Annotated in this window: 12 protein-coding genes and 1 riboswitch; all 12 genes read left to right on the forward strand. The window is 46.3% G+C overall.

The genetic code is table 11. The features are described from left to right. Positions 1 to 356 precede the first annotated feature (356 nt). Positions 357 to 2102 (forward strand): ABC transporter ATP-binding protein, encoded by a 1746-nt coding sequence (locus GPK60_RS11550; RefSeq protein WP_022119527.1) that lies wholly within the window; start codon positions 357 to 359, stop codon positions 2100 to 2102. Beyond that, positions 2099 to 3826: an ABC transporter ATP-binding protein gene (locus GPK60_RS11555; protein ID WP_147631918.1), complete on the forward strand. Its 1728-nt coding sequence runs from the start codon at positions 2099 to 2101 to the stop codon at positions 3824 to 3826. Before GPK60_RS11550 ends, GPK60_RS11555 begins: the two co-directional genes overlap by 4 nt. Before the next feature lie 259 nt (positions 3827 to 4085). Further along, positions 4086 to 4607: a flavodoxin domain-containing protein gene (locus GPK60_RS11560; protein WP_022119529.1), complete on the forward strand. Its 522-nt coding sequence runs from the start codon at positions 4086 to 4088 to the stop codon at positions 4605 to 4607. 213 nt (positions 4608 to 4820) lie between these two features. Then, a riboswitch (cobalamin riboswitch) is annotated at positions 4821 to 5014 on the forward strand. 186 nt (positions 5015 to 5200) lie between these two features. Further along, positions 5201 to 12553: an Ig-like domain-containing protein gene (locus GPK60_RS11565; protein ID WP_215660216.1), complete on the forward strand. Its 7353-nt coding sequence runs from the start codon at positions 5201 to 5203 to the stop codon at positions 12551 to 12553. A gap of 166 nt (positions 12554 to 12719) precedes the next feature. Beyond that, positions 12720 to 16688 carry an Ig-like domain-containing protein gene (locus GPK60_RS11570; RefSeq protein WP_215660219.1) on the forward strand — a complete coding sequence of 1323 codons (3969 nt, stop codon included), beginning with the start codon at positions 12720 to 12722 and terminating at the stop codon, positions 16686 to 16688. Positions 16689 to 16770: 82 nt separating this feature from the next. Further along, positions 16771 to 18930 (forward strand): DUF4430 domain-containing protein, encoded by a 2160-nt coding sequence (locus GPK60_RS11575; RefSeq protein WP_215660222.1) that lies wholly within the window; start codon positions 16771 to 16773, stop codon positions 18928 to 18930. Next, a complete protein-coding gene (locus GPK60_RS11580; RefSeq protein ID WP_173897655.1) occupies positions 18924 to 20279 on the forward strand; it encodes a prenyltransferase/squalene oxidase repeat-containing protein in 1356 nt (451 codons plus the stop codon). Before GPK60_RS11575 ends, GPK60_RS11580 begins: the two co-directional genes overlap by 7 nt. A gap of 164 nt (positions 20280 to 20443) precedes the next feature. Further along, positions 20444 to 21355: a MoxR family ATPase gene (locus GPK60_RS11585; protein ID WP_252191388.1), complete on the forward strand. Its 912-nt coding sequence runs from the start codon at positions 20444 to 20446 to the stop codon at positions 21353 to 21355. A 9-nt stretch (positions 21356 to 21364) separates the two neighbouring features. After that, positions 21365 to 22462 carry a DUF58 domain-containing protein gene (locus GPK60_RS11590; protein ID WP_215660227.1) on the forward strand — a complete coding sequence of 366 codons (1098 nt, stop codon included), beginning with the start codon at positions 21365 to 21367 and terminating at the stop codon, positions 22460 to 22462. 9 nt (positions 22463 to 22471) lie between these two features. Further along, positions 22472 to 24901, forward strand: coding sequence for a transglutaminase domain-containing protein (locus tag GPK60_RS11595; protein WP_215660230.1), 2430 nt, complete (start codon positions 22472 to 22474; stop codon positions 24899 to 24901). A gap of 198 nt (positions 24902 to 25099) precedes the next feature. After that, the gene (locus GPK60_RS11600) at positions 25100 to 25576 is read left to right on the forward strand and encodes a small multi-drug export protein (protein ID WP_022119537.1); all 477 of its coding nucleotides are present in this window, start codon (positions 25100 to 25102) and stop codon (positions 25574 to 25576) included. Positions 25577 to 25687: 111 nt separating this feature from the next. Beyond that, a complete protein-coding gene (locus GPK60_RS11605) occupies positions 25688 to 25915 on the forward strand; it encodes an HPr family phosphocarrier protein (protein ID WP_147631926.1) in 228 nt (75 codons plus the stop codon). Positions 25916 to 25918 lie beyond the last annotated feature (3 nt).

Here is a 25918-nt window from a genome sequence, read left to right on the forward strand (position 1 = left end):
ATGAGCTTGCTCATAGGTGGATGAAAGACCTTGGGACCCGCCCCGATATGGAGCAGAACATCCAGTGGATGTTCGTTTTGCTCCGACCGAAGCGGAGCGTAGACATAAAAGTGGGATGATAATCCCACGATATGCGAATAGTGGGGTGCTATGTGCCAGTGGCACATGTTTAGCACCGACCGAAGCGGAGCGTAGAAAGGATTGTGGGAGTGCAACGCACGGAACAATCCGTAGGCATCATAGTTGGGGATTTTTGACACCCACATCATAGGATGCCAAAAGCGGTCTGTTTTTACCATTTTGGTATAAAAGAGAAAGTTTCTTTCAAATTGCAGTGAGAACGGAAAGGAGAAATTTTGAAAAAACTTCTTATATATCTTCGCGACTATAAAAAAGAGAGCATTCTTGCCCCGGCGTTCAAAATGCTGGAGGCAACGTTTGACCTTCTGGTTCCTCTTGTTATGGCTGCGATCATCAACACAGGAATTGCAAACAAAGACAAAGGGTATATTCTGTCACACTGCGGACTTCTGATCCTGCTCGGTGTGATTGGTCTGACCTGCAGTATCACCGCACAGTATTTTGCGGCGAAAGCATCCGTTGGATTCTGTACGAAGGTGCGGCATGTGCTGTTCTCACATATCCAGTCCCTTGGATTTGCGGAGATGGACAAGCTGGGTACTTCCACACTGATCACGCGAATGACGAGTGATATCAACCAGGTGCAGAGCGGACTGAATCTCTTCCTGAGACTGTTCCTGAGATCCCCGTTTATTGTATTCGGAAGCATTGTTATGGCATTTATCGTAAGTCCGAAGGCGGCGGTTATTTTTGTTGTAACGATCCCGCTGCTTTCCATCGTTGTCTTTGGCATTATGTTGATCACGATGCCGCTTTACCGGAAGGTACAGGGCAGCCTTGACGGAATCCTGGGGATCACCAGAGAGAATCTGACAGGTGTGCGTGTGATTCGTGCTTTCGGAAGAGAGGAGCAGGAGAAGGATCGCTTTGAGGAGAACAACGGACTTCTGGTACGCAGCCAGCTTCTGGTCGGAAAGATCTCCGCACTGATGAATCCGCTGACTTACGTGATGATCAACCTTGCGGTTGTTGTGATCTTAAATACGGGAGCAGTGCAGATCCATCTTGGAAATATGCAGCAGGGCGATGTGGTAGCCCTTGTGAATTATATGAACCAGATTCTGATCGAGCTGGTCAAGCTGGCAAACCTGATCATTCAGGTGACAAAAGCAATGGCGTGTGCAGAGCGTGTTGCTTCTGTTCTGAACGTAGAGCCGGAAATGGAGTTTTCCTGTCCGGAAAACAATGCAAAAAACAGAAAAACAGGCACTTCAGATGAAGAAGTGGCATTTGATCATGTATCGTTCACTTACGGCGGTGCCGGTGCAGAAACGCTCTCCAATATTCATTTTACGGTGAAAAAAGGACAGACCGTGGGTATCATCGGCGGAACCGGAAGCGGAAAATCCACGCTGGTCAATCTGCTGGCACGTTTTTATGATGCAACGGACGGACAAATCCGCATCGGCGGTCACGATATCAGAAGCTATTCAAGAGAAGAGCTGCGTGGCAAGATTGGTATGGTCATGCAAAAAGCACAGCTGTTTTCCGGTACGATCCGTTCGAACCTTCTTTGGGGCAATCCAGGAGCGACCGATGAGATGCTCTGGGCAGCTCTTGAGACTGCACAGGCAGCCGAATTTGTACAGAAAAAAGAGAAACAGCTGGATGAACCGGTGGAGCAGGGAGGACGCAATCTGTCGGGAGGTCAGAAACAGCGTCTGACGATCGCCCGTGCTCTGGTGGAAGATCCGGAGATCCTGATCCTGGATGACAGTGCAAGTGCACTGGATTTTGCAACGGATGCGGCACTTCGAAAAGCAATCCGTGAGTTGGATAAAGAGATGACGGTATTTATCGTCAGCCAGAGAACGTCCAGTCTGATGCATGCCGATCTGATCCTGGTGCTGGATGACGGCAAGACCGTCGGCATGGGCACGCATGAAGAACTGCTCGGAAACTGCCCGGTTTATCAGGAAATTTATGAAAGTCAGTTTGGAAAGGCAGGTGAGACGGCATGATCATGAGAATCTGGAAACATATTCGAAAATACTGGTTTTATATTGTATGCAGTCTGATTTTTGCCGCTCTTTCTGTTGCATCCCAGCTCTATGTGCCGATTCTGACCGGAAATGCTATTGACCATATGATCGGAGTCGGAAAAGTAGATTTTGCGGGTGTGGCGGCGATCGTACGGGTGATCGTGGCAGCGACTGCTGTGACGGCGATCTCCCAGTGGATCTTTGGTATTTGCAATAACAAGATCACTTATAATGTCAGTCGTGACCTGAGAAATGCAGCGATCGCCAAGATCCAGAGACTGCCGGTTTCTTATCTGGATGCACATCCGACCGGAGATCTGGTCAGCCGTGTGATCGCCGATGTAGAGCAGTTTGCAGACGGACTTTTGATGGGATTTACCCAGTTTTTTACCGGAGTTCTGACGATCCTCGGAACACTGGGTTTTATGCTGTATGTCAATGTGCCGATCACGCTCGTCGTTGTGTGCGTCACACCGCTCAGCTTTATAGTGGCAGGTTTTATCGCAAAGAAAACGTATCGTAATTTCCATATGCAGACCGAAGTCCGCGGCGAGCAGACTGCATTTATCAATGAGATGATCGAAGGACAGAAAGTGGTACAGGCATTCTGTCATGAAAAAGAAAATGTGGATCAGTTTGATGAGATGAACGAGCGTCTTCAGAAGGCGAGCCTGAAAGCAATCTTTTTCAGCAGCATCACAAACCCGGCCACCCGTTTTGTCAACAACGTGGTTTATGCCGGTGTGGCTCTTGTCGGAGCACTGTTTGCCGTGTCCGGCGGCATCAGCGTCGGTCAGCTGTCCTGCTTTTTAAGTTATGCAAACCAGTACACAAAACCGTTTAATGAAATTTCTGGTGTTGTCACAGAGCTTCAGAATGCCATGGCATGTGCGAGCCGCATTTTTGAGCTGCTCGATGAAGAAGAACGCACTCCGGACAAAGCAGATGCGAGAGTACTGACGGAAGAACAGGTTGACGGAACCGTAGAGATTTCCGATGTTTCCTTCAGCTATGTGCCGGACCGCAAACTGATCGAGCATTTCAATCTCTCCGTAAAACCGGGCGAGCGAGTGGCGATCGTAGGACCGACCGGCTGCGGAAAAACAACGATGATCAATCTGCTGATGCGTTTCTATGATGTAGATGCCGGCAAAATCTGCGTTTCCGGAACAGATATCCGTGATATCAGCCGCATTTCCCTTCGCAGAAGTTACGGCATGGTGCTCCAGGATACCTGGCTGAAATCAGGAACGATTTATGAAAATATTGCCTACGGCAGACCGGATGCCACAAAAGAACAGGTCATCGAAGCTGCCAAAGCGGCTCATGCCCACAGCTTTATCAAGCGACTGCCGGACGGCTATGACACCGTGATCTCAGAAGACGGAGGCAATATCAGCCAGGGACAGAAACAGCTGCTGTGTATCGCCAGAGTCATGCTCTGCCTGCCGCCGATGCTGATCCTGGATGAGGCAACATCCAGCATCGATACCCGTACCGAGATCAAGATCCAGCAGGCCTTTGCCAGCATGATGAAAGGCCGCACCAGCTTTATCGTGGCACATCGTCTCTCGACGATACGTGAAGCAGATATTATTCTTGTGATGGACAGTGGAAAAGTTATAGAACAGGGAACACACGAAGAGTTGCTGGCGGAAAAAGGATTTTATGCAAAATTATATAACAGTCAGTATGAATTGTGATAGTTTTGTAAAGTAGTGTCCTTGTTTTGTAAAGAATTTCTGATATGATTATATCTGATGATGCCAGGGTCAAAAGGTCTAAATCCACATGAGCTTGCTCATAGGTGGATTTAGACCTTGGGACCCATCCCGATATGAGCATAAAAGTGGGATGATAATCCCACGATATGCGAATACTTGGGAGGATTGTGGGAGTGCAACGCACGGAACAATCCGTAGGCATCAGTAAAAAAGAACGCAACAGAAGGAAGGTGCTAAAGTGAAACAGATTGTCATATATAAATCGAGAACCGGATTTACGAAAAAATATGCAAAGTGGCTTGCACAGTCGTTAAACTGTGAGTGCATACCACAGGAAGATGTCGGCGGAGAAAGGCTCTCGGATTACGATGTGATCATTTTCGGGAGCAGCTTCCGTGCAGGAAATGTAGAAGAGCTGAAATGGTACAAAGAGACGATCCTGCCGTTTGAAAAGACAAACGTGCTGTTTGTGACCGGGGCGATGCCGCCGTCTTCTGCAGACGCTGTCAAGTCTATTGAACAGCAGCTGGGCAAAGGAGAGGACAGAGAAGTAAAAGTATTCTACCTGCAAAGCGGGCTGAATTATGAAGCGATGAATCTTGGCGATAAGCTTATGATGAAAGTCTTCTGCAAGATGATGAAAAGCCGCAAAGCACACAGTGAAGAAGAGAAAGCCCTTTTTGAACAGATGCAGAAATCCTTTGATGTCTGTGAAAAGGCAAATCTCGAACCGATGCTCAACTATATACAGGGATTATAAAAAAACAGGAATGTTACATGATTAGAATATGAGATGTGACATTCCTGCTTTTTTGACTTTATATAATAAAAAGCATCTGTTATACGAATCGAACAAACGTATGTAAGATACGAAAAAATTCAGTTATATCAAGGACTTTCAGCAAAAAGAAAAAAGTGGATTTGATTGACAATTATAGGAAATAGGGGTACACTGTTGGCGTAATAGAGGGCTAATTTCATAGGAGTTTTGTGGTGAGATTGCGTTTATGTGATCTCTTTAAAGGAATCCGGTGAGAATCCGGAACAGTTATTCCCTGCTGTATGGGGGACGAAAAAGATTATTTGCCACTGGTTAGTCAAACTGGGAAGGCATCTTGAGTAGGAGGAACCCAAGTCAGAACACAAACACAAAACCGGTTTATCAGCAACGTCCGCAGGCATAGCGGAGGTGTATTTTTTGTCCCCTTTTGCCCGGTGTCTGAAAATTATGAAATTGGAGAACACACAGAAAGGGAAGGAGGAAAACGAAAAAGGAAAACACAGATGTGAGCATGTGTAAAATAAAAAAAGCAAACAGAAGCGAATCGCCAAAAAGCGAATGAGGAGAAACAAATGGAACGAAGAGAAAAAAGATTTGCTTCCAGAATTCTGGCATGGTTTCTGACCTTTTTGATGATCACAACCATGATTCCGACAAGTGCATTCGCAGCACTGCCGGCACAGGACACGGGAGCAGTTGTTTCAGAGGATGCGTCATCGGATGAAACAACGCAGGATGGTATTCTTTTAAAGACAACTTTGACGGACAAGCTTAAGGTAAAAGGACAGCGCAAGCTGTTCGATGTCTGGGCAAGAGATGCTGAGGACAACACGCTCAAACCGACAGCAACTCTTGACGGACAGGTACTTTCGGCAACCTGGAGTGATAATGTAAAGACAAGCTTTACGCTGGATTTCCAGGGCATGGAAGAAGGAGAGCATACCGTTGTTATTTCCGCAGAAGACGGAAAAGGAGCATCGAAAACACAGACTTATACCGTTATTTATCAGAAAGCCAAAAAAGGCGAATTTATCGGTTATGCAACGGTCAGCATTGAAGCCTTTACAATCTCAAAAGGTTATATCGTAGAACCAGTTCTGATGCCGGTTTACGAAGGTGACAATGCAGCGAAAGCATTTGTAAACCTGATCCGTGAAGAAGGCTATGATGTAGAATACACCGGAAGTCTGACCAGCGGTTTCTATCTGTCCCATATCGTAGGATCTAATGCAAAAAACCCAAAGAATGCGACAAAGAAACTGGATCTTGCCGGTGCAGCACTTGAGCCGCATATGGCAGAAAAACTTCCGGATCTGATGTTTGACGCCGACGGCGGAACAGAAGGTTCTCTTGGTGAATTTGACTACAACTACATGTCAGGATGGATGTACTGTGTAAATACGGTATTCCCGAATGTAGGATTTGCAGATTATTATCTGTCTGACGGCGATGTCATGCGTGCACAGTTTACTCTGAAGTACGGCGGTGATATCGGAGGTTCCAGCGGTATGGGCGGCGGCTATGATGATTCTTACAGCGTCGCAAACAAAGATGTGCTGACCACCACTCTGGCAAAGATCAATTCTGCACCGAACAGTGCCGAGCTGAAGGCAGATCCGGATATCGCAGCAAAGATCACAGAAGCAAAAGAAGTTCTGCAAAATATTGTTGCAGAACAGAGTGAAGTAGATAAAGTAAACGATGAACTGAACAAACTGCTTGGCGGTGAGATCACAAGTATCACACTGGATCAGAGTGAGATCACACTGGAAAACGAAGGTACCATGCAGTTAAATGCAAAAGTGGAGCTGACAGGCAAACCGACCGAGCCAATCGAATGGAACAGTGAAGAACCTTCTGTTGCAACGGTGAAAAATGGTTTGGTAACAGCTGTCGGTGCAGGAACGACCACGATCACGGCAACCTGCGGCGAAAAGACAGCAACCTGTAAAGTAACCGTAAATGCAAGTCCGCTTCAGGAAGTCCGGCTGGATAAATCAAAAATGGAAATCCTGAAAAATGACAGTGAAACACTGACAGCGACACTGGTTCCGGCAAATACCACAGATGACAGAACCGTTACCTGGAGCACAAATGCAGAAGATGTCGCAACGGTAAATCAGAGCGGAAGAGTAACCGGTAAAAAAGAAGGAACGGCTGTCATTACAGCAAAGGTTGGTGACAAAGAGGCCAGCTGTACGGTAACAGTCAAAGAAGTCCATACACAGCGGATTTATTTTGATGACAGCAAACTGACCCTGAATAAAGGAAAGAACAAAACCTTATCTCTGAGATTTGATCCGTCCAATACAACGGATGCAAAAAAAGCGACCTGGGAAAGCTCAGAGCCGAGCGTTGCAAGTGTTTCCACAAGCGGATACGTACGTGCACTGAAAAAAGGAACGACTACGGTCACGGCAAAAATCGGTGACATGACTGCTTCCATTGAAATAGAAGTTGTAGAAGTGCCGATGACCGGCGTAAAGATCAGCTATGGCTCTAAATCACTGAAAGTAAAACAGTTCACCTATATGTCAGCAAGCTATCTTCCAAGTGATACCACAGATACCAAGAGCGGAACCTGGAAGAGCAGCAATACAAATGTGGCAACCGTTTCCAGTTCAGGAAGGGTAACTGCAGTCAGTGAAGGCGAAGCGATCATCACATTCATAAGCGGTGCTTTTACTGCAGAATGTTATGTAAAAGTTCTGCCTGCAAATGCAGACGTGTTCAGCACCATATCCATCACTCCGAATCAGAAAGAGATTGGATGTGGCGTTTCTGATACACAGAAGATTATGGCAGATGTAGGCAATGGAACCGATCCGGTCGTATGGACTTCTTCCAATCCGGCAGTTGTGGCAGTCAGCACAGACCAGTCTTTGGCAGCAGCACAGTCAGCAGAGAATACGATGCAGGTTGGAAAAGAAGCAGTGGTCACAGCAACCGGAAAGGGAACAGCAGTGATCACAGCAAAATCAGGACAGAAGAGCGTAGATATTCCGGTAACCGTTGTAGCAGCCGGCATGAAAGAGTTCAAGATCCTGGCAGGAACCAATGCAGAAACTTCTTTTGCATACGAGATCACACCGGAATATAATATTACGAAAAACAAATATCAGGTTGTCATCCCGGATGCAATTACCAATGTATATCTCTACTCCAAACTTGCAGATAATGTAACTGCAACGGTAACAGCACGTTACACAGCGGCAAATAACGGATCTGCGAAGAATATTACACTGAGAAGTGGTGCGACATCAAGTGCCGCCTACCTGACCAAAAAAGACATGAATGGCAACACACTGTATGTAGATGTGAAGAAGGGAGACGAGACAACAACTTATGAATTTGATGTTGTTCGTGAATCCACTCTGACATCCTTAAGTGTGGCATCTGCAGATGGAGAAGAAGTACTTCATCCTGGCTTTGATAAAAATGTAACAGATTACACAGTCAGTGTAACCGACAACAACGACAGCGTAAAAATAAATGCAGCAGCATTTCTGGAAAACGCAGCAGTTTCTGTCAACGGTACCGCAGTGACAGGAGAAACATCAGTTCCTCTGAGCGGAGATGAGACTGTGATCACCGTCAAAGCAGCAATGGAAGATGCACCGTCTCAGGCAAGAGAATACAAGATTCATGTTCTGAGAAAAAAATCCGTAAAACTGACACTGAAAGCAGATCCGGCAGATACAGTGATCACACTGAAAGATGCTGACAGCAAAAAGCTGAAAGCAGAGAACGGTGTATACACACTGAAGGCAGAAGAAACTTACAGCTATGTTGCCGTAAAAGCCGGATATGTTACAAAGAAAGATACGATTTCTATTACAGAAAACACCGAGAAAACCATCACAATGGAAAAAGCACCGGAGAGCACCAGAAAAGATGTATCCGCAGCATGGAAAAACTTCCGTAACAGTGATGACAACATGGGTATTACCTCTGCAAAAACACCAACGAGCGAGGCGACAACCTACGAAAAATGGTTTAAGAAACTGGGAAGCGGCTGGGGTGCAGCACCGAGTGTGCAGATCATCGTGGATAATTCCCTGATCGTCATGAGTGCAAACCATATTTACAAACTGGATCTGAATACAGGTGATATCCTGCAGACAGGCGATATGGTAGCAGCGACAAACTTTGGATACACACCGCCAACCTATGCAGACGGCATGATCTTTGCACCGCTGGCAGACGGACGTGTACAGGCGTTCAATGCAGAGACACTGGAATCTCTGTGGGTTTACCAGGATACGCTGAAAGGCCAGTCCTTAAGCCCGATCACTTACAGTGACGGTTATATTTATACCGGATTCTGGAATGCAGAGACAAAAGATGCAAACTATGTGTGCATCCCGGTTACGGATGAAGATCCGACGAACACACAGGAAGCAAAAGAAGCAGCATGGCAGTACACAAGCCTTGGCGGTTTCTACTGGGCAGGTTCTGTGGTACGCGGTGACTATGTTGTATTTGGTACGGATGACGGCACAAGCGGTTCAGACGGAACCGGACATGTATTATCTCTGAACAAGAAGACCGGAGAAGTTATGGACAGCGTCGATGTAATCGGTGACCAGCGTTCTACGATTGCTTATGACAAAGAAACAGACAGACTGTATTTCACAACAAAAGGCGGCTACCTCTACAGTCTAAAACTGAAATCCGACGGAACCTTTGATAAAGATACGCTGAAATCCGTACAGCCTGGAAGCATGAGCACCAGCACACCGGTTGTATACAACGGAAGAATCTATATCGGTGTGACAAGCGGAAGTAACTTCAGCGGAACCTATTCGATCAGCGTGATTGATGCGGCAACGATGACAGAGATCTACAAAGCACCGCTGAAAGGATATCCACAGTGCTCTGTACTTCTGTCAACCGCTTATGAAAAAGAAGACGGAAGTGTTTATCTGTATGCAACTTATAACAAGAATCCGGGTGGTATCACTCTGATCCGTGATAAAAAAGGACAGACAACTCCGGATGTAGAAGAAATTTTCACACCGGAAAAAGCAAGACAGCAGTACTGTATCACAAGTATTATCTGTGACGAAAACGGTACGCTGTACTATAAGAACGACAGTGCATGCGTTATGGCGGTTGCATCCAGTGAGGCATATATGACCGGCGTAACATCAAGTGCAGAAGGCAGCACGATCGATAATGGCGTGGCATTTGACGGAAAACTTTCCAGTCATGACATCGCTGTCCTGACTTCGGCAGATAAGACGACTCTGACCTTTACTGCTTCCGAAGGAAGCAGCATTACCATCGATGGCGTGGAAGGAAACAGCAGAGAGATGGAACTGACAGAAGCAGGCAAGAGCTTTGATGTTGTTGTGAAAAAAGGAAGCGATGAAAGAACTTATAAATTCACACTGAAACGTGAAAAACCGAATACCAACTTAAAAGAACTGTATGTCAGCGACAGTAATCAGTTTAACATGGGACTGGTCAGCTTAACACCGGCGTTCAGTAAGACAAATCATGTTTATCATGCAGAATACAGCACAACACGCCGCTTCCTGAATATCTGGACAGCAGCAGAAGATACAGGTTCAACTTATAAACTGTATCCGGTAAGTGCAGTAGGAAAGAGCACGGTCATCAGCAGTTCAGAAGGAAATATCATCCGTACTGCAACAAACAGTGGACACGACCGTTATGCGATCTATTTTGCAGACAACAGTGACTGCGCGACCGTCCGGATCGAAGTAACTGCAAAAGACGGCAAGACGAAAGATTCTTACTATGTAACACTGAAACAGCAGACAGGAAATGCACCGGTGATCTCGGCAGAAGAAGGTGCAGGTGTGCGTAAGAGTGCAACAAGTGCATCAGTAACATTCACAGCAAATGAATACGGTACGTTGTACTATAAAGTATTGCCGGAAACGGAAACTGCACCGGAATCCATTGATACAACAGGTGAAGGCATCCAGGTTGAAGTAGGTGAAAATACACTGGAATTAACCGATATTACAGATGCAGCATACAAAGTCTATATGGTGCTGAAAGACAGCGACAGTACACCAAAGACAAGTGAAATGCTGACCGTCAGAGTGGCGTCGGTAGAAGAACTGCTGGCACCGGCAAAAGAAGCAGCCATCACAGAGCTGAACGTATACAAAAATGCAGAGGATTACCGTGATGCAGAAAAAACACAGATCACAAAGATCCTTGCAAATGCAAAAGTCCTGATCAACAATGCAAAAACAGCAGAAGAAATTGCAGAACAGTTAAGCGATGCAAAAGCAGATCTGGACAAACTGAAAACAAGTGCAGAACTTGCAGCGGATGAAAAGACACAGACCGATGCAAATGCAGTAAAAGCACTGATCGAAGCACTTGGAGATGTAACACTCGAGAAAAAAGAAAGTGTAGAAGCAGCAAGAAATGCATACGATGCACTTTCCACAGATGCGAAGAAACTGGTTTCCAATTACGATGTTCTGGTTCAGGCAGAAAAGAGCATCCAGACTCTGGAAGCAAAGAAACAGCAGGAAGAACTGAAAAACCAGATGGATGCAGCGGCAGCAGCATCGATAAGCAATGCAATCACAGCGATCGGCGAAGTAACGCTGGATAAGAGAGGTGTAGTAGAAGCAGCAAGAGCCGCATATGACACCTTGACAGATGATCAGAAAGTCCTGGTAACAAACTACACAGATCTGACAGCAGCAGAGAGCCGCATTGCAGAGCTTGTAAAAGAGGCAACGGACAAAGCAGAAGCAGACAAGGCAGAACAGGAAAGACAGGAAGCCCTGAAAGCCAAAGCACAGCCAGTCATCGATGCCATCGCAGCAATCGGAGAAGTAACGCTGAACAGTGAAAAGGCGATCACAGCAGCAAGAAGTGCATATGAAGCCCTGGAAGCAGAAGTAAAAGAAAAAGTAACGAACCTGTCGGATCTGGTCGTAGCAGAGAAGAATCTGGCACTGCTGAAAGCAGAAAAAGAAAGTCGGGACAAAGATGCAGCGGCAGCAGCATCCGTAAGCAGTGCGATCACAGCAATCGGAGAAGTAACGCTGGATAAGAGAGGCGTAGTCGCAGCAGCAAGAGCCGCATACGATACTCTGAGTGATGTCCAGAAATCACTGGTAACAAACTACAGCGATCTGCAGGCCGCAGAGAGCCGCATTGCAGCACTTGTAAAAGAGGCAGCAGACAAAGCAGAAGCAGACAAGGCAGAGCAGGCAAAACAGGAAGCTCTGAAAACCAAAGCACAGCCGGTAGTCGATGCGATTGCAGCAATCGGAGAAGTAACACTTGACAGTGAAGAAGCGATCACAGCAGCAAGAAGTGCATATGAAGCACTGGAAGCAGATGTGAAAGAAAAAGTAACGAACCTGTCTGACCTGGTTATCGCAGAAAAAGACCTGGCTGCACTTAAAGCAGCAAAGAAAGCAGCAGAAGACCTGAAAGCTCAGCAGGATGCTGCAAAGAAACAGGAAGAAGAAGCCAAGAAAGCACAGGAAGAACAGAATGAGAAACTGAAAGCTCTTGAAGAGGCAAGAAAAGCTCAGGAAGAAAAGCAGAAAGCACTTGAAGAGGCACAGAAGGCTCAGGATGCAAAACTGAAAGAGCAGGAAGAAAAACTGAAAGCAGAGAAAGACAAGTATGGATTTAATGAGAAGACAACTTTGAAATCTGCAAAGGTGAAAGGCAAAAAAGTAACTCTGAAATGGAACAAGGTTAAGGGTGCAAGTGGATACGAAATCTACTGCAAGACTGGAAAAGGCAAGTGGAAACTTGTGAAGACGCTCAATAAGGGCAGCAAGGCAAGCTACAAACTGAAAGGAAAAGCAGGTAAGAAATATACCTACAAAGTACGTGTATTCCAGAAAGTAGAAAATAAAGTGATCTACGGTCAGTACTCAAATACCAAGTCTGCAAAGATTAAAAAATAACAATTAAATTTCCGTATGCTGAGAGCATAAAAATATGAAATATATGCTTATCAGCAAGGAAGATGGATGATCAGGGGGGGCAGAAATCTGCCCCCGGATCACCATTACAAAGATTACAATTTCAGAAAAAGAGATGCACTTACAGAAAGAACAGGAGTGTGGAGAAATGAGCAGAAAAACAAAAAAATGTGGTTATAGAAAACGGATTCTTGCAGGAGTTCTGTCGGCAGTTGTAGCTCTGTCATCTGTCCAGATGCCTGTTACTGCTGTCCATGCGGCAGCGTGGGATCAGAATAAATTTTCAGACAGTCTGAAGCTGCGTTTCTGGAACAATGAAAAGCCGGGAGTGCGTTTTTATATCAATGCAGCGGCAAAATATATTCTGGAAAACCAGCAGGAGCAGTCAGAAAAAACAGGAAACAGCTACCCGACCGTAGGAAGTACGTTTGGAGAATGGTCAGTATGGGATCTGCTGCGCGGCATGTATACAGGGGCAGATTATATCAACAGCATACCGGAGAATTATTTTTCTGACTATTTAAAACGTGTGGAAGCACATGTGGAAAATAAGAAAGGAAATCTGCATGCGGCAAAGTCTACCGAGTGGTCAAGACTGATCTTGCCGCTGACTGCAATGGGATATGATATCCGAAGCGTGGCAGGCTATGATTTTATTGAAAAACTATCTGATTCATTCAGTTTTTCGTATCGCCAGGGCATTAACGGTCCGATCTGGGAGATCATTTCCATGAACAGCGGCGGTTATGAATTTGACCAGACGGATCATCCAGAAACAGCAAATACCTTTGGAAAAATGCTGGATTACATTCTGAATCTGGAGATCACCGATGCAAACGGAATCAAAGGCGGCTGGGCATTGTCAGGAAATGTACCGGATGCCGATATCACTGGCATGACACTGACAGCATTTGCACCATATTATCTGAGTCAGGAAAAATATGAGCAAACAGATGCAACCTATAGTTATGATGAGTTTGCAAGTGCGGTAGAACGCGGTATTCTCGTGCTGGCAAATATGCAGAAGCCGAACGGCGGTTTTGAGAGCTGGGGAACGGTCAACAGCGAATCGACCGTATGGGCGATGATGCCGCTTCTAGAAATGGGGATCGATCCGAAATCAGATAAGGTAACGTTGCCGCATATCGGAAAAACATGCAGCTTTGTCAAAGAAGGAGCGACACGGGACGGCGTTTACACCGACAATATGGTAGATGCACTTCTGACCTTCTGGGCAGCCGGAAGCGGAAGCAGTGCGTCGATCGGCGGATTTAAACATGTAACGGCAGGCTACGACGGAGGTGGCGGTTCCGGCACAACGGTCAATCCGATGGCAACCGACCAGGCACTTTACGGACTGATTGCATACGACCGTTTTGCACACAAACAGAATTCCCTTTTTGATATGCAGGATCAGCTGGACGGCAGTTATCTGAATGCCACGGCAGATACTTATACGATCACCTATGACGGTCAGAAAGAGGGCGAGACCTTCACAACAGAAGCTTCCCCTTATGCAGAAGTACTCTTATCCGAAGGAAAAGTAACCGATGAACAGGAAACATTTTTGACGGAGTGGAATACCAAACCGGACGGAAGCGGAATCAGCTATTATCCGGGAGAACTCCTTTCCATGCCGGAGCAGGATATCACGCTTTACGCACAGTACGGACAGCCAAGTTATGCACTGAAATTTGAATTAAACGGTGGTACTCTTTCCGATGACATCATTCTTCCGGACACCTACAGTCCGAAAGACCAGATCACACTGCCGACCGCAGATGAGATCACAAAAGCAGGATGTAAATTTGACGGATGGTACACCAATGCGGAATTTACCGGAAGCAAAGTGACCGAAATACCGGCACACAGTCATGGCGATAAGACTTTTTATGCAAAATGGACGGTAAATACTGAAAAAGCAAATCAGTTTTATGCGATCGTGAATCGTCTGTCCGGCCATGCGACAGCCATTTCTGATAAAGAAGACATTGAAAAGGCGAGAGAATTGTATGATTCAATGCTGGATATCGAGCGGGAGCGGATCACGGCAAGTACTTACCATACTTTCCAGAAGAAGGAAAAAGAACTGAAGGAACTGCTTGCAAGCATGGATCAGGCAGAACAGGTCAGTGCGATGATCAAAGCACTGGATAAAGAACTGACGCTTGCAGATGAGCAGCCGGTAGTGCGTGCAAGAAATGCCTACGATGCACTGACAGAAACAGAAAAAGCGATGGTAGAAAATCTGGATATTCTGACGAAAGCAGAAGAAAAGATCTCACAGATGAAGGAGAACAAAGAAAAGGCAGATGCCGTGATCCGTCAGATCGAAGCGATCGGAGATGTGACCTTAGATTCCAGAGAGGAGATCACAGTGGCAAGAGAAGCATTCCAGGCACTGACAGAGAGCCAGCAGGCACTTGTTCCGGAGCGTGTGAGAAAACTTCTGGAGAATGCAGAAAAGAAGATTACAGAGCTTTTGGAGAAGAAAGACAGGATCGATGCATTTTCAAGCTGCGTTAAGCGGATCCCGGAAAAAGTGTCACTTACAGATGACAGTCTTTCACTTCTTATGAATGCCCATGCCGCATGGCTGAAATTGAACGATGAAGAAAGGGCACAGGTAGATGGAAAGCTGATCGAACAGATCAAAGAAAAAGAAAAAGAATTGCAGGAGCTTGCACAGGCAGAGGCAACGGATGAGGATTATACGGCAGTCAAAGAGATGGAAGAGCGGATTGCTGCGGCAAGCGGTGAGGTGAAACTTGAGGATGAAGAGACCCTGAAAAAGATCCGAAGTGATTTTGATGCGATGAAAAAGATCCGGCAGGCGATGGTTGTCAATTATTATTCTCTCGTTGCACAGGAAATGGATCTGGAGAAGCTGAAAAAAGATACCGCCATCGCAGAAGCCATCAGCGAGCGAATTGCAGCACTTGGCGAGATCACCTTTGAAAGTGAAGAGACGCTGACGGCACTGCGAAAAGATTACACTGCACTGACAACCGCACAGAAAAATCTGGTCAGAAATTATGAGCTGCTTGCACAGGCAGAAAATAAACTGGCAGATCTCAAATACAACAGAAGCCAGGCAGAGTCAGCTGTTGAAAAAATAAATGCCATAGGAGAAGTGACCCTGAACAGTCGTGAAGCTATCGCAAAAGCAAGGGCGGCGTACGATGCACTTCTGGAAGATCAGAAACAGTATGTCAGCGAAGAAATCTTAAAAATATTGACCGATGCGGAGGCAGAATATGCGAGACTGGAGTCCCTTGTTCTGAAAAACATCACGCTGGATAAAACAGAAGTCAACATGAAAAAAGGAGAACGGGTGACACTTCATGTGACTTACGATCCGGAAGATACGATCAGTGACAAAACCATCATCTGGAATGTGGCAGATCCTTCCGTGGCAACCGTGGAAAACGGCACAGTGACAGCCATCGGCGGCGGAGAAACGGCGGTGTCTGCCCATGTTGGAATGCTGACAGCGACCTGTACCTTAAAAGTGGAAGTTCCGCTGGAGAAACTTACATTTACAGAAAACAGCGTGACGCTGAAAAAGGGCGAGAGTCATATGTTAAAAGTACAGCTCCTCCCGGAAGATTTGAATGTAGCGGGCAGCATCCGTTATCGCAGTGCTAATCCACAGGTGGCATCTGTGGATGCAGACGGACAGGTCCGTGCACTTGCATCCGGAGAGACCCTGATCACAGCGTACTGCGTGGAGCAGCCTCAGATCCTGGCACAGATCAAAGTGACAGTTAAAGAAACGCAGCAGGTACAGCCGAAACCGACCGATCCAAACCAGAATATCACCGTTTCCGTACCAAAAGTTTCCTTTATTTCCCTGAAGGCATCCAGGAGCAAAAAAGCAGTGCTGAAGTGGAAGAAGATCAAAGGCGTGTCCGGATATGAGATTTCCTACGCAATCGGAAAGAAGAAAAACTGGAAGCGGGCGAAGACGATCAAAAAGGCGAACACCACAAAACTGACCTGGAAGAAACTGAAATCCAGGAAAAAATATTACTTTAAGATCCAGGCTTATAAGATCGTCGGAGGAAAGAAATACAGCGGAAAATACAGCAAAATTCGTTCTGTGAAAGTAAAATAAGCGGTGACTGATCCGGAACATCACAATTACAGTGAAAAATGGATCAGAATATTTTACAGTTTCAGAATAACAGGAGGAGCATATGAAAGAGCTTTTTCAAAAAATGATGAAAAAGTTGCGGAAACATTCAGAAGCAGCAGGTGCCATTGCGGCACTGCTGCTTATTGTGCTGTTTTCGGGAGTGATGATCCTGGGAATCCGTACGCAGAGAGAAAGTGTGCCGGAAAATCCGATCGATGGCATGGAGAAAAGCTCGATGGTCATGTTGACCGGCACGAAAGAAGTGCTGGCAGAGCAGACAAAAGAGAATGGAAGCAGCCGGCAGCAGATGCAGAATCAGCAGTCAGAAAATCAGGATATGAAGGAGACGGAGAGCGAATCGTCAAAAGAAAGCGGAGCTGACAGCCAGGGCACAGAAAGCACAGGGAGCGAAAGTAAAAACGAAAACGGCAGTTCAACAGAGGCAAACAGAGATGCTTCCGGAAACAATTCCGGCAATAGTAGCGGGACTGCATCAGGAACAAACGGAGGAAATTACGGAGACGGAACAGGCGGCGAAAAGACGGATGGAGACGATAAAAACAACAAAAAGCCGAATAAGAATCACTCCGGAAATAAAAACAAAGACAAAAACGGCAAAAAAGACAGGCAGTATTTCCGGACAACGATTGAAAACGGCGGGACGGTCACGAAAGCAGATTACAGTTATCAGATTGAACAGCTGACGGATCTGAAAGTACTGAAAACAGAAAACACCTTAAACGACGGCAAAGTGACCACTTACCGGGGAAGTCTGAAACTGGCACACGGCGAAAATAAGATTCTGGTGGCAGTCACTTATCAGCAGAAAGACGGTACCGAATTTACTGTTTCCAAAGAATATACCATCTATTACGACGAAGAAAAACTGCTGATCCAGACAAATCTGTCCGATCAGACGGTAAAAAGCGATCACATTTCCTTCCGTGCCTGGGCACAGCTTGGCAAAGAGACGTTTGCACTGACGGCAACGCTAAACGGTACACCGATCAGTGCCGATGAAAACTGGGATTATAAAGACGTTCCTTTGCAGGAGGGCGAAAATCAGATCGTTTTGGATGCAGAAAAAGACGGAAAGAGCGAACAGCAGGTTTATACCATAACTTATGAACGACCGCAGAACCAGAATATCCGCTTTGACACCGATCTGGAGGACAAAGAAGTATATAAAAAGAAATACCGGTTCTATGCACAGGCCTTTATGGGCAGTGACAAAGTCGAAGATCTGACCGCCTGGCTGAACGGAACGCAGCTTTCACCGACAGATGGTGACAACTATGAAGTGCTGCTGGAAGAGGGCGAAAACCAGATCACGCTGTATGCAGAAAAAAACGGAAGCAGTGAAGAGATTACCTATACCGTAACCTATGTCAAACAGAACAGCGGAGACGGAGACGGCGAAGGCAATGTGGAGGCACCAAGAGTTACCTGTACGCTTGGTGATTCCGGAAACAGTCTTGAGACGCAGCGAAAGAGCTTAAGTTTCCAGGTACAGGCAACCGATTATCATGGAAACGGGCTTGGTGCAGACAACATCCGCATTTCCTGTTTCGGTGACAGCGGAGACAATATTACCGGTCTGATCTGGGAGAACAGCGGCGATGTCAGTTACCATACGGAATTGTCCCAAGGCTATAATACCATGGTGATCACCGTCACCGATGCAGAGGACAACACAACGGAACTGACTTACAGCATTTTCTGTACGGCGGCAGAGAGCGGGGAGCGGATCGGAACGGTTCACATCAGCGTGGAAGCAACGACCGTAGGAAGCGGTATTCTGCTGTCACAGGATGTAGATATTTATGAGGGAGAGACTGCGGCGGAGACGGTAGTACGCATGCTGCAGAATAATGGCTATTCTGTTGACTATACCGGAAACTATGAGACCGGTTTTTATCTGGCAAGGATTAGTTCCGAGAGCAATTTTGTCACCGGAAATATTCCAGAGGATTTAAAAACCAAACTGGAAGAACACGGCTTTGAAATTTATGATTTTACACCGAACAGCCTTGGAGATTATGATTTTACAAAAGGAAGCGGCTGGATGTATCAGGTAAACGGCGTTTACCCGAACTATGGCTTAAGCGATTACTGTTTCCAGAACGGCGATACACTGCGGCTGCGTTTCACGCTGGCATACGGAGCTGATATCGGGCAGGACATGACCGGCGGTTCAGATAACTGGGGGTATGAATGGTAATGAAAAAGGGAAATGATCAAAAACAAAATGCAGAAAAAAGAAAAAACAGAATGGCAGCCCTGCTCATGGCACTGATCCTGTGCGTTGGGATGGTTTCCGGCACAAACAAGGAAGTACGGGCACAGTCTGCATCCCAAAACAGTGAGACGCAAACAGCTTCTGAATCAGACGTTACGACAGAAAATACAGCAAATATAGCAGAAAATACAACAAAAAGTGCAGCAACTGTCACACATTACGAATACACGACAGAAGAAGTAAAAGAAACCATCCAGGGTATTTTTGAGTGGGCCAAGAGCCTCACAAATGCTGACGAGCTGATCGATAAGACCTTTCTGGAAGGGGCGGATACTTCGCTCAATGACTGGTTTGCCTTTGCAGCAGTGAGAAGCGGATACAAGGAAGACTATAAAAGCTATCGAAAAGCGATGGAAACAGCGATCGCCAAAAAATATGGAACAAAAAAAGAAAAACTCGGAAAAGCGACCGAATATCAGAGAGCGGCACTGGTGATCGCGGCTCTTGGCGGTGATCCACAGGCAGTAAGTGACATGGCAGGAGAGAAGAGCATCAATCTGATCGCAGACGGAACGTACAACCGCGGAAAGACAGAACCGCTCGATACGCAGGGAACAAATGCACTGATCTGGGCACTGATCGCACTGGATTCCGGGGATTATGAAGTGCCGGAAGATGCATACCAGAGCCGGGAAGAGATCCTGGCAGAACTTTTAAAAGCACAGGAGAGTGACGGCGGATTTTCCCTCTCAGCGGGTTCCGGGCAGATGGATGTAGATATCACTGCCATGGCACTGACTGCCCTGGCACCATATTACGAAGAAAACAGCGAGGCGAAAGCGGCAGCAGATCTTGCACTGTCCTGGATCTCTGAACATCAGGAAAGTGACGGAGGATTCTGTTCTTCCATGGATACCGGCACAGAAAGCTCTGAGAGTTGTGCACAGGTTCTGACGGCTCTTTGCAGTCTAGGCATCGATCCGCAGAGCGACAGTCGTTTTATCAAAAACGGAAATACCGTGCTTGATAATCTGATGAGCTTTCGTCAGGAAGATGGCGGATTTGTCCATGCTTATGTTTATGATGCGTCCAATCCGGCATCCATACCGGATGAATCCGATTTCCTGGCAGGAGGCCAGGCGGCATACGCACTGACCGCATTCTGCCGCTACAAAAACAATATGAAAAATTTATTTAACTTGCGTCCGGAAAAAGCATCCCTGCTTTCGAAAAATGGCAGTGCCATGCCGGTCATGGTCATCGCAGTGGTGATTGCAGTGATCGCAGCGGCAGTGGTACTGATGTTAAAAAGAAGAAACAAAAAAGAATGATCCGGCACAGGAGAAGCAAGGGATGCCATGACAGCAAAAACAGGATTCAGGTGTGCAAAAATACGGTTGGGAAGAAAATTTTAACGGATTTTGCAGAAAGTAAACAGTATAAATATAACAGGACAGTTATGAGAAAGAGAGGGCATATGAGAAAAACAGAAGCAATGATAAACGAGATTGAAAAAGTAATCATTGGAAAAAGAGAAGTGATCGAACAGGTGCTGATGACAATCCTGGCGAAAGGCCATGTGCTTCTGGAAGATATTCCGGGAGTCGGAAAGACAACGCTGGCACTGAGCTTTGCAAAAGTCATGGGCGTGGACTATCACCGGATTCAGTTTACGCCGGATGTTACTCCTTCCGATGTGGTCGGATTCTCCCTGTACGACAGGCAGAGTGGAGAGTTTCAGTACAAACCGGGGGCAGTCGTGTGCAACCTGCTTCTGGCAGATGAGATCAACCGTACTTCCAGCAAGACACAGGCAGCCCTGCTTGAAGTAATGGAAGAAGGAAATGCCACGGTAGATGGAAAAACCTATGAAATCCCGAAGCCATTCACTGTGATTGCCACACAGAATCCGTTCGGTTCTGCCGGAACACAGATGCTCCCGCAGTCTCAGATGGATCGTTTTATGGTCAAACTCTCCATGGGTTATCCGGACTTTGAAAGCCAGATCAATATCCTGCGGGATCGTCAGACGGAGCAGCCGCTGGATTTGCTTCAGATGATCTCATCTCGAGAAGAAGTACAGCAGCTTCAGCAGAAAGTAAAAGAGGTAGAAGTGGCAGATGATATCCTCAGATACATCACACTGCTTGTAGAAGCGACCAGACAGAACGACAAGATCCAGCTCGGCGTCAGCCCGCGAGGAGCACTGGCCCTCAACAACATGGCAAAAGCATCCGCTTACATAAACGGGCGTGATTATGTGATCCCGGATGATGTCCTTCGCGTATTTGCAAAGGTATGTGCACACCGCGTGATCCTGCATCCGCGTGCCAAAGTTGCGGGTATCCAGGCAGAAGAGATCATGGAGCAGATCACACATCAGGTTTCCATTCCGGAGATCAGATAGGAGGAGAACATGAAAAAATCCAGAATCCTTGCCGGCATCTGGATGCTGTTTCTGGTGGTTGCATATCTGGTAAGTGCGAGCATCACCATAGGAATTGCAGCTGTGGCAACCGTTCTGCTCTGCTTTTTCTGCTTTTTTCTTTCGATTGCCATGAAAAATAAAGTAACCTGCTATTTTGAAGTGCCGGACATGGCAGAAAAAGAACAGCAGGTTTACGGGAAACTGATCTTTGAAAACCACAGCCTGCTGCCGGCAGGACGCTTAAGGGCAGAACTTCTGTTTCAAAATCTGCTGACTGGAGAGAAAGAAATCTGCCATCTTGACAGTATGGCAGCGGGGAAAGAAAAGACAGAAACGAAATGGAGTGTTTGCAGCAACTGCTGCGGGGCCATCAGAATATCCGTGCAGAAACTTCTGGTCAGTGACATGCTGGGACTGTTTTTGACCGAGCAGAAGCTTAACATCAGCGATACCATGATCGTGCTTCCGGAAATGAAAACGGTGGAAGTACAGGTCGGGGATAGTTTTACGACCGACTGGGAAAGCATACAATATTCCGAACAGAAAAAAGGGGACGATCCGGGAGAAACCTTCGGGATCCGGGAATACCAGCTAGGTGACAGCACGAAGATGATTCACTGGAAAATCTCACAGAAACTGGGAGAACTTTATGTGAAGGAACCGGGACTTCCGGTAGAAAATGCAGTGCTTCTGTTTTTTGAGACAGCAAAACTGACCGGGGATAGCAGAACTTCAGATCAGGCAGAACTGATGGAAAAATTGATCTCCGTTTCCGAAAATCTGACGGAGAAAGGGATGCATCACAAGATCGGCTGGTACGATCAGAAAAAAGAGCAGCTTTGTATGGAAGAAATCGACTCCGCAGATAACCTTGCCCAGATCATACACGGCTTACTTTCACTGGAGAGAAAAGAAAAAACATTCACAGGCTTGCAGGAATATGCACAGAAATATCAGGAACAGCCATTTGGACATATTCTCTATTTTACCGCAGAAGATCCGGGAAATCTGGCAGATCTCTTTGCATGGCAGTGCAGTTTCCAGACCGTACGGCCAGGAGAAGATGTCGGTATCCTGCTGATTTAGGAGTGAAACATGAAGAAACACAGAAAAATTCAAAAAAAGCAAGAAACAGAACTGCACGTTCAGGTTGCAGAGAAGCCGGAAAACCAGAAAGAAAATGTCGGAGAAGCACTTGCCTGTTTCTGCATTTATGTCGGATGGTATCTTATGGTGATGCAGTTTTGCAGGGCATCTCTGGCGATGACTCTTTCTGGCAGTGTGGGAGCGATTCTACTTGTGATGGCCGTTCTTGTAAATGGACAAAAAGAAAAGAAATTCATACAGAAAATCGTGCATGAAATTCTGGCAGTGGCAGTTCTTTGTTTTCTGATCAGCTTTACGATCCGAAAGGGCTGGATCTTTCAGGGAGCACTGATCGCCGGAAACGGGCTGCTTGAGACGATCGGGAGAAATATGCGAACCTTTGAGCCGGATTATGTACTTACGATTTCCGAACCTTTGCAGCCATTTGTTACAGCCGTTTTTTATGTAACAGCAGGCATGCTTCTGGCAGCTCTTCTGGAATTTTTAAGGGTCAGCAAAAGCTGCATCGGAATGATTCTCGTCAGCCTTATTCCGGGAGTTCTGCTTCTGATCTGGCAGAAAGAAGCAGTTCTTTTTCCGGTGCTTCTGATCTATGTAGGTTTTCTCTGCCTTGTTGCCTTTCGGAAAAAAGAAAAAGGTCTGGCACAGTTACAGACAGATGTGATGCTGCTTGTGTTATTTGCGGCAGTGACGGCAGCCGGATTTTTCATGCTTCGGGGAAAAGCTTCGAGTTTTTCGCCAGACAATCCGTTCTCGCAGAAAGTACAGAAATTTGCAGAACAGATCTGTTATGGGAAAAAGACGGTGGATTCCCTGCCGGAAGGACAGTTCCGGGGGCTTGGAAACCTGAAACTGACCGATGAAGCCGCTCTGAAAGTGACCATGGAACATCCGGATTCTCTCTATCTTCGTGGATTTGTCGGCAGTATTTACACAGAAGACGGCTGGAAACAACAGGATGCAGATGAAATTTATGATAAAAAGGATCTGTTTTACTGGCTTCACAAAGAAAACGTTTCCGGGCTTCAGCAGCTTACCGCTCTTTATCAGCTGGAAAATCCTGCAGACGATGACACCGGAAATATGACTGTCACGACCATTGGTGCGAGCCGGAAATATGCTTATGTGCCGTATGAGCTGAGTACGCTTCCGGATACTCTGGAAAATGTCCGAAGTTTTGGAGATGACCGCCTGATCCCGGAAGGATTCCGGCCGCAAAAGACGATTTCGTTTCCGGTACACAGCAATCTGATCAGAAAGTATCCGCAGATCGCATCCGCATATTATCAGGATCAGGATACGGAGGCATTTGCAGAATACAAAAAATGCGAAAACAGCTACAATGCATATGTATATGACCACTATCTGCAGGTACCGGATTCTCTGAAACAGATGCTTACAAAAGTGCTTGCTTCTGATTCGGATGAGAAAGACAGCGAAAATGTTACGTCTCATATTTCCTATGAAGAGGCAAATACCAGGATTACCGGATATTTAAATGAGAACATCACTTATACAGAAGAGATCGATCCGAAGAATACAGATGCATCCGGAGAAGATCAGAAAACAGATGCAAAGACCGGAAATTTTGTGATCGATTTTCTGATGACGGAGAAGAAAGGCTATTCCGTGCATTATGCATCGGCGGCTGTTCTGATGTACCGCTGCTTCGGAATCCCGGCACGCTATGTCGAGGGTTATTTGGTCACGCCGGAGATGGCAGAAAATGCTCAGGATGACGGAACGATCTATGTGACTGGAAAAGAGGCCCATGCATGGGGGGAAATCTATCAGGACGGCATCGGATGGATCCCGATGGAAGTGACGCCGCCGTATCTCGATAAGATGGAACGCCCGGATTTCGAGACGGTTTCCTGGCAGGGAGCACAAAATCAGGGAGCTTCTGAGCAGACGGACACAGCAGAACAGATCAAAGATGAAGAGCAGACAAAGCCGGAAACCAGGAAAGGCAGAAAACAGCTGCCGGTTCGGAAAATTCTGATCGTTGTGATCCTTTTGCTGATACTGGCACTGATCCTGTGGATCGCTTATCAGATTTTAAAATACCGCAAAAAATGGAAAGAAAAGAATCGGGCGATGTATTCGAAAGATGCCTCACAGGCGATCCGAAGCTGTTATGCACAGCTAAGGTGCTGGCTTATGTACGACGGAGTCCGGATAAAGGGAGGCTCCAGATATCAGATCTGCGAAGAACTGAGCAGAAAGTATAGCTCCGAGATGGCAGATCAGTATCGGAAAGTGACAAGACTGGCAGAAAAAGCCGCATACAGCAGCCATGCCATGGAAGAAAAACAGGCAGAAGAAGTCCGGGCATTTCTTATGAGTACCCAAAAACAGATATTAAATGAAAAGAATCTGTTTCAGAAATGGAAGATGCAGCTGAAAGTCCTCTCCTGAAACACCGGACAGGAGCTCCGGCAGATCACAGGGGCACAAAAGGATAAGCAGAGCCGGTAATTGCTTGACATTTCCAGCAAATCAGCTTATCATACGAATATTGTGACCAGAAATCGGTGCCGTCCGGCATCCATAAAAGGGGTATCATGATCAGCCAAATGGACGGCTGAATGATACAGAAACAGGAAAGGATAACGTATGTCTTATATTATTGTATTTTTCATATCAATGGTTCCGCTGATCGAACTTCGAGGAGCGATTCCATATGCCATAGCCCAGGGACTGCCGTATGTGCCGTCCTACATCATAGCAATCCTCGGAAATATGCTTCCGGTGCCGTTTATTTATCTGTTTGCCAGAAAAGTACTGCTCTGGGGAGCCGACAAACCGGTCATCGGAAAGTTCTTCACCTACTGTATCGAGAAAGGTGAAAAAGGCGGAAAGAAACTTCAGGCGACCGCAGGAAAAGGCCTGTTTGTGGCACTGCTGCTGTTCGTAGGTATTCCGCTTCCGGGAACCGGAGCATGGACCGGAACACTTGCGGCAAGCTTTTTGGATATGGATTTTAAGTCCAGTATCATCGCAGTCATGCTCGGCGTTATGCTTGCCGGCATCATCATGGGACTTGCATCCGCAGGACTGCTCGGGGCAGTCAGTGCATTGTTTGCAGTGTAAGGTTTTTTATGGTTGACCTTATTTTCAGATAATGGTATGCTAAGAGACGAAGGAACAGATAAATTTTCCTTCAATAAAGCATGGTATTTATACCGGGAAAGGAGAATTGTTATGGTAAAGAGAAATATCGTACTTGGCAATGTAGCAAATGTTCAGGAGTTCAACAGAATCTGCGGACATATGGATTTTGATGTGGATCTGGCACAGGGCAAATACCTGGTAGATGCAAAATCCATCATGGGCATTTTCAGTCTGGACATGGAAAAACCATTAGAGCTGTGTGCAAATACAAACGATGAAGCTTTGATTGACGAAAAGTTCAAAGCTTTTATCCAGTAATTG

The organism is Ruminococcus sp. MCC718 (genome assembly GCF_018783905.1).
Taxonomy (GTDB): Bacteria; Bacillota; Clostridia; order Lachnospirales; family Lachnospiraceae; genus Hominisplanchenecus; species Hominisplanchenecus faecis.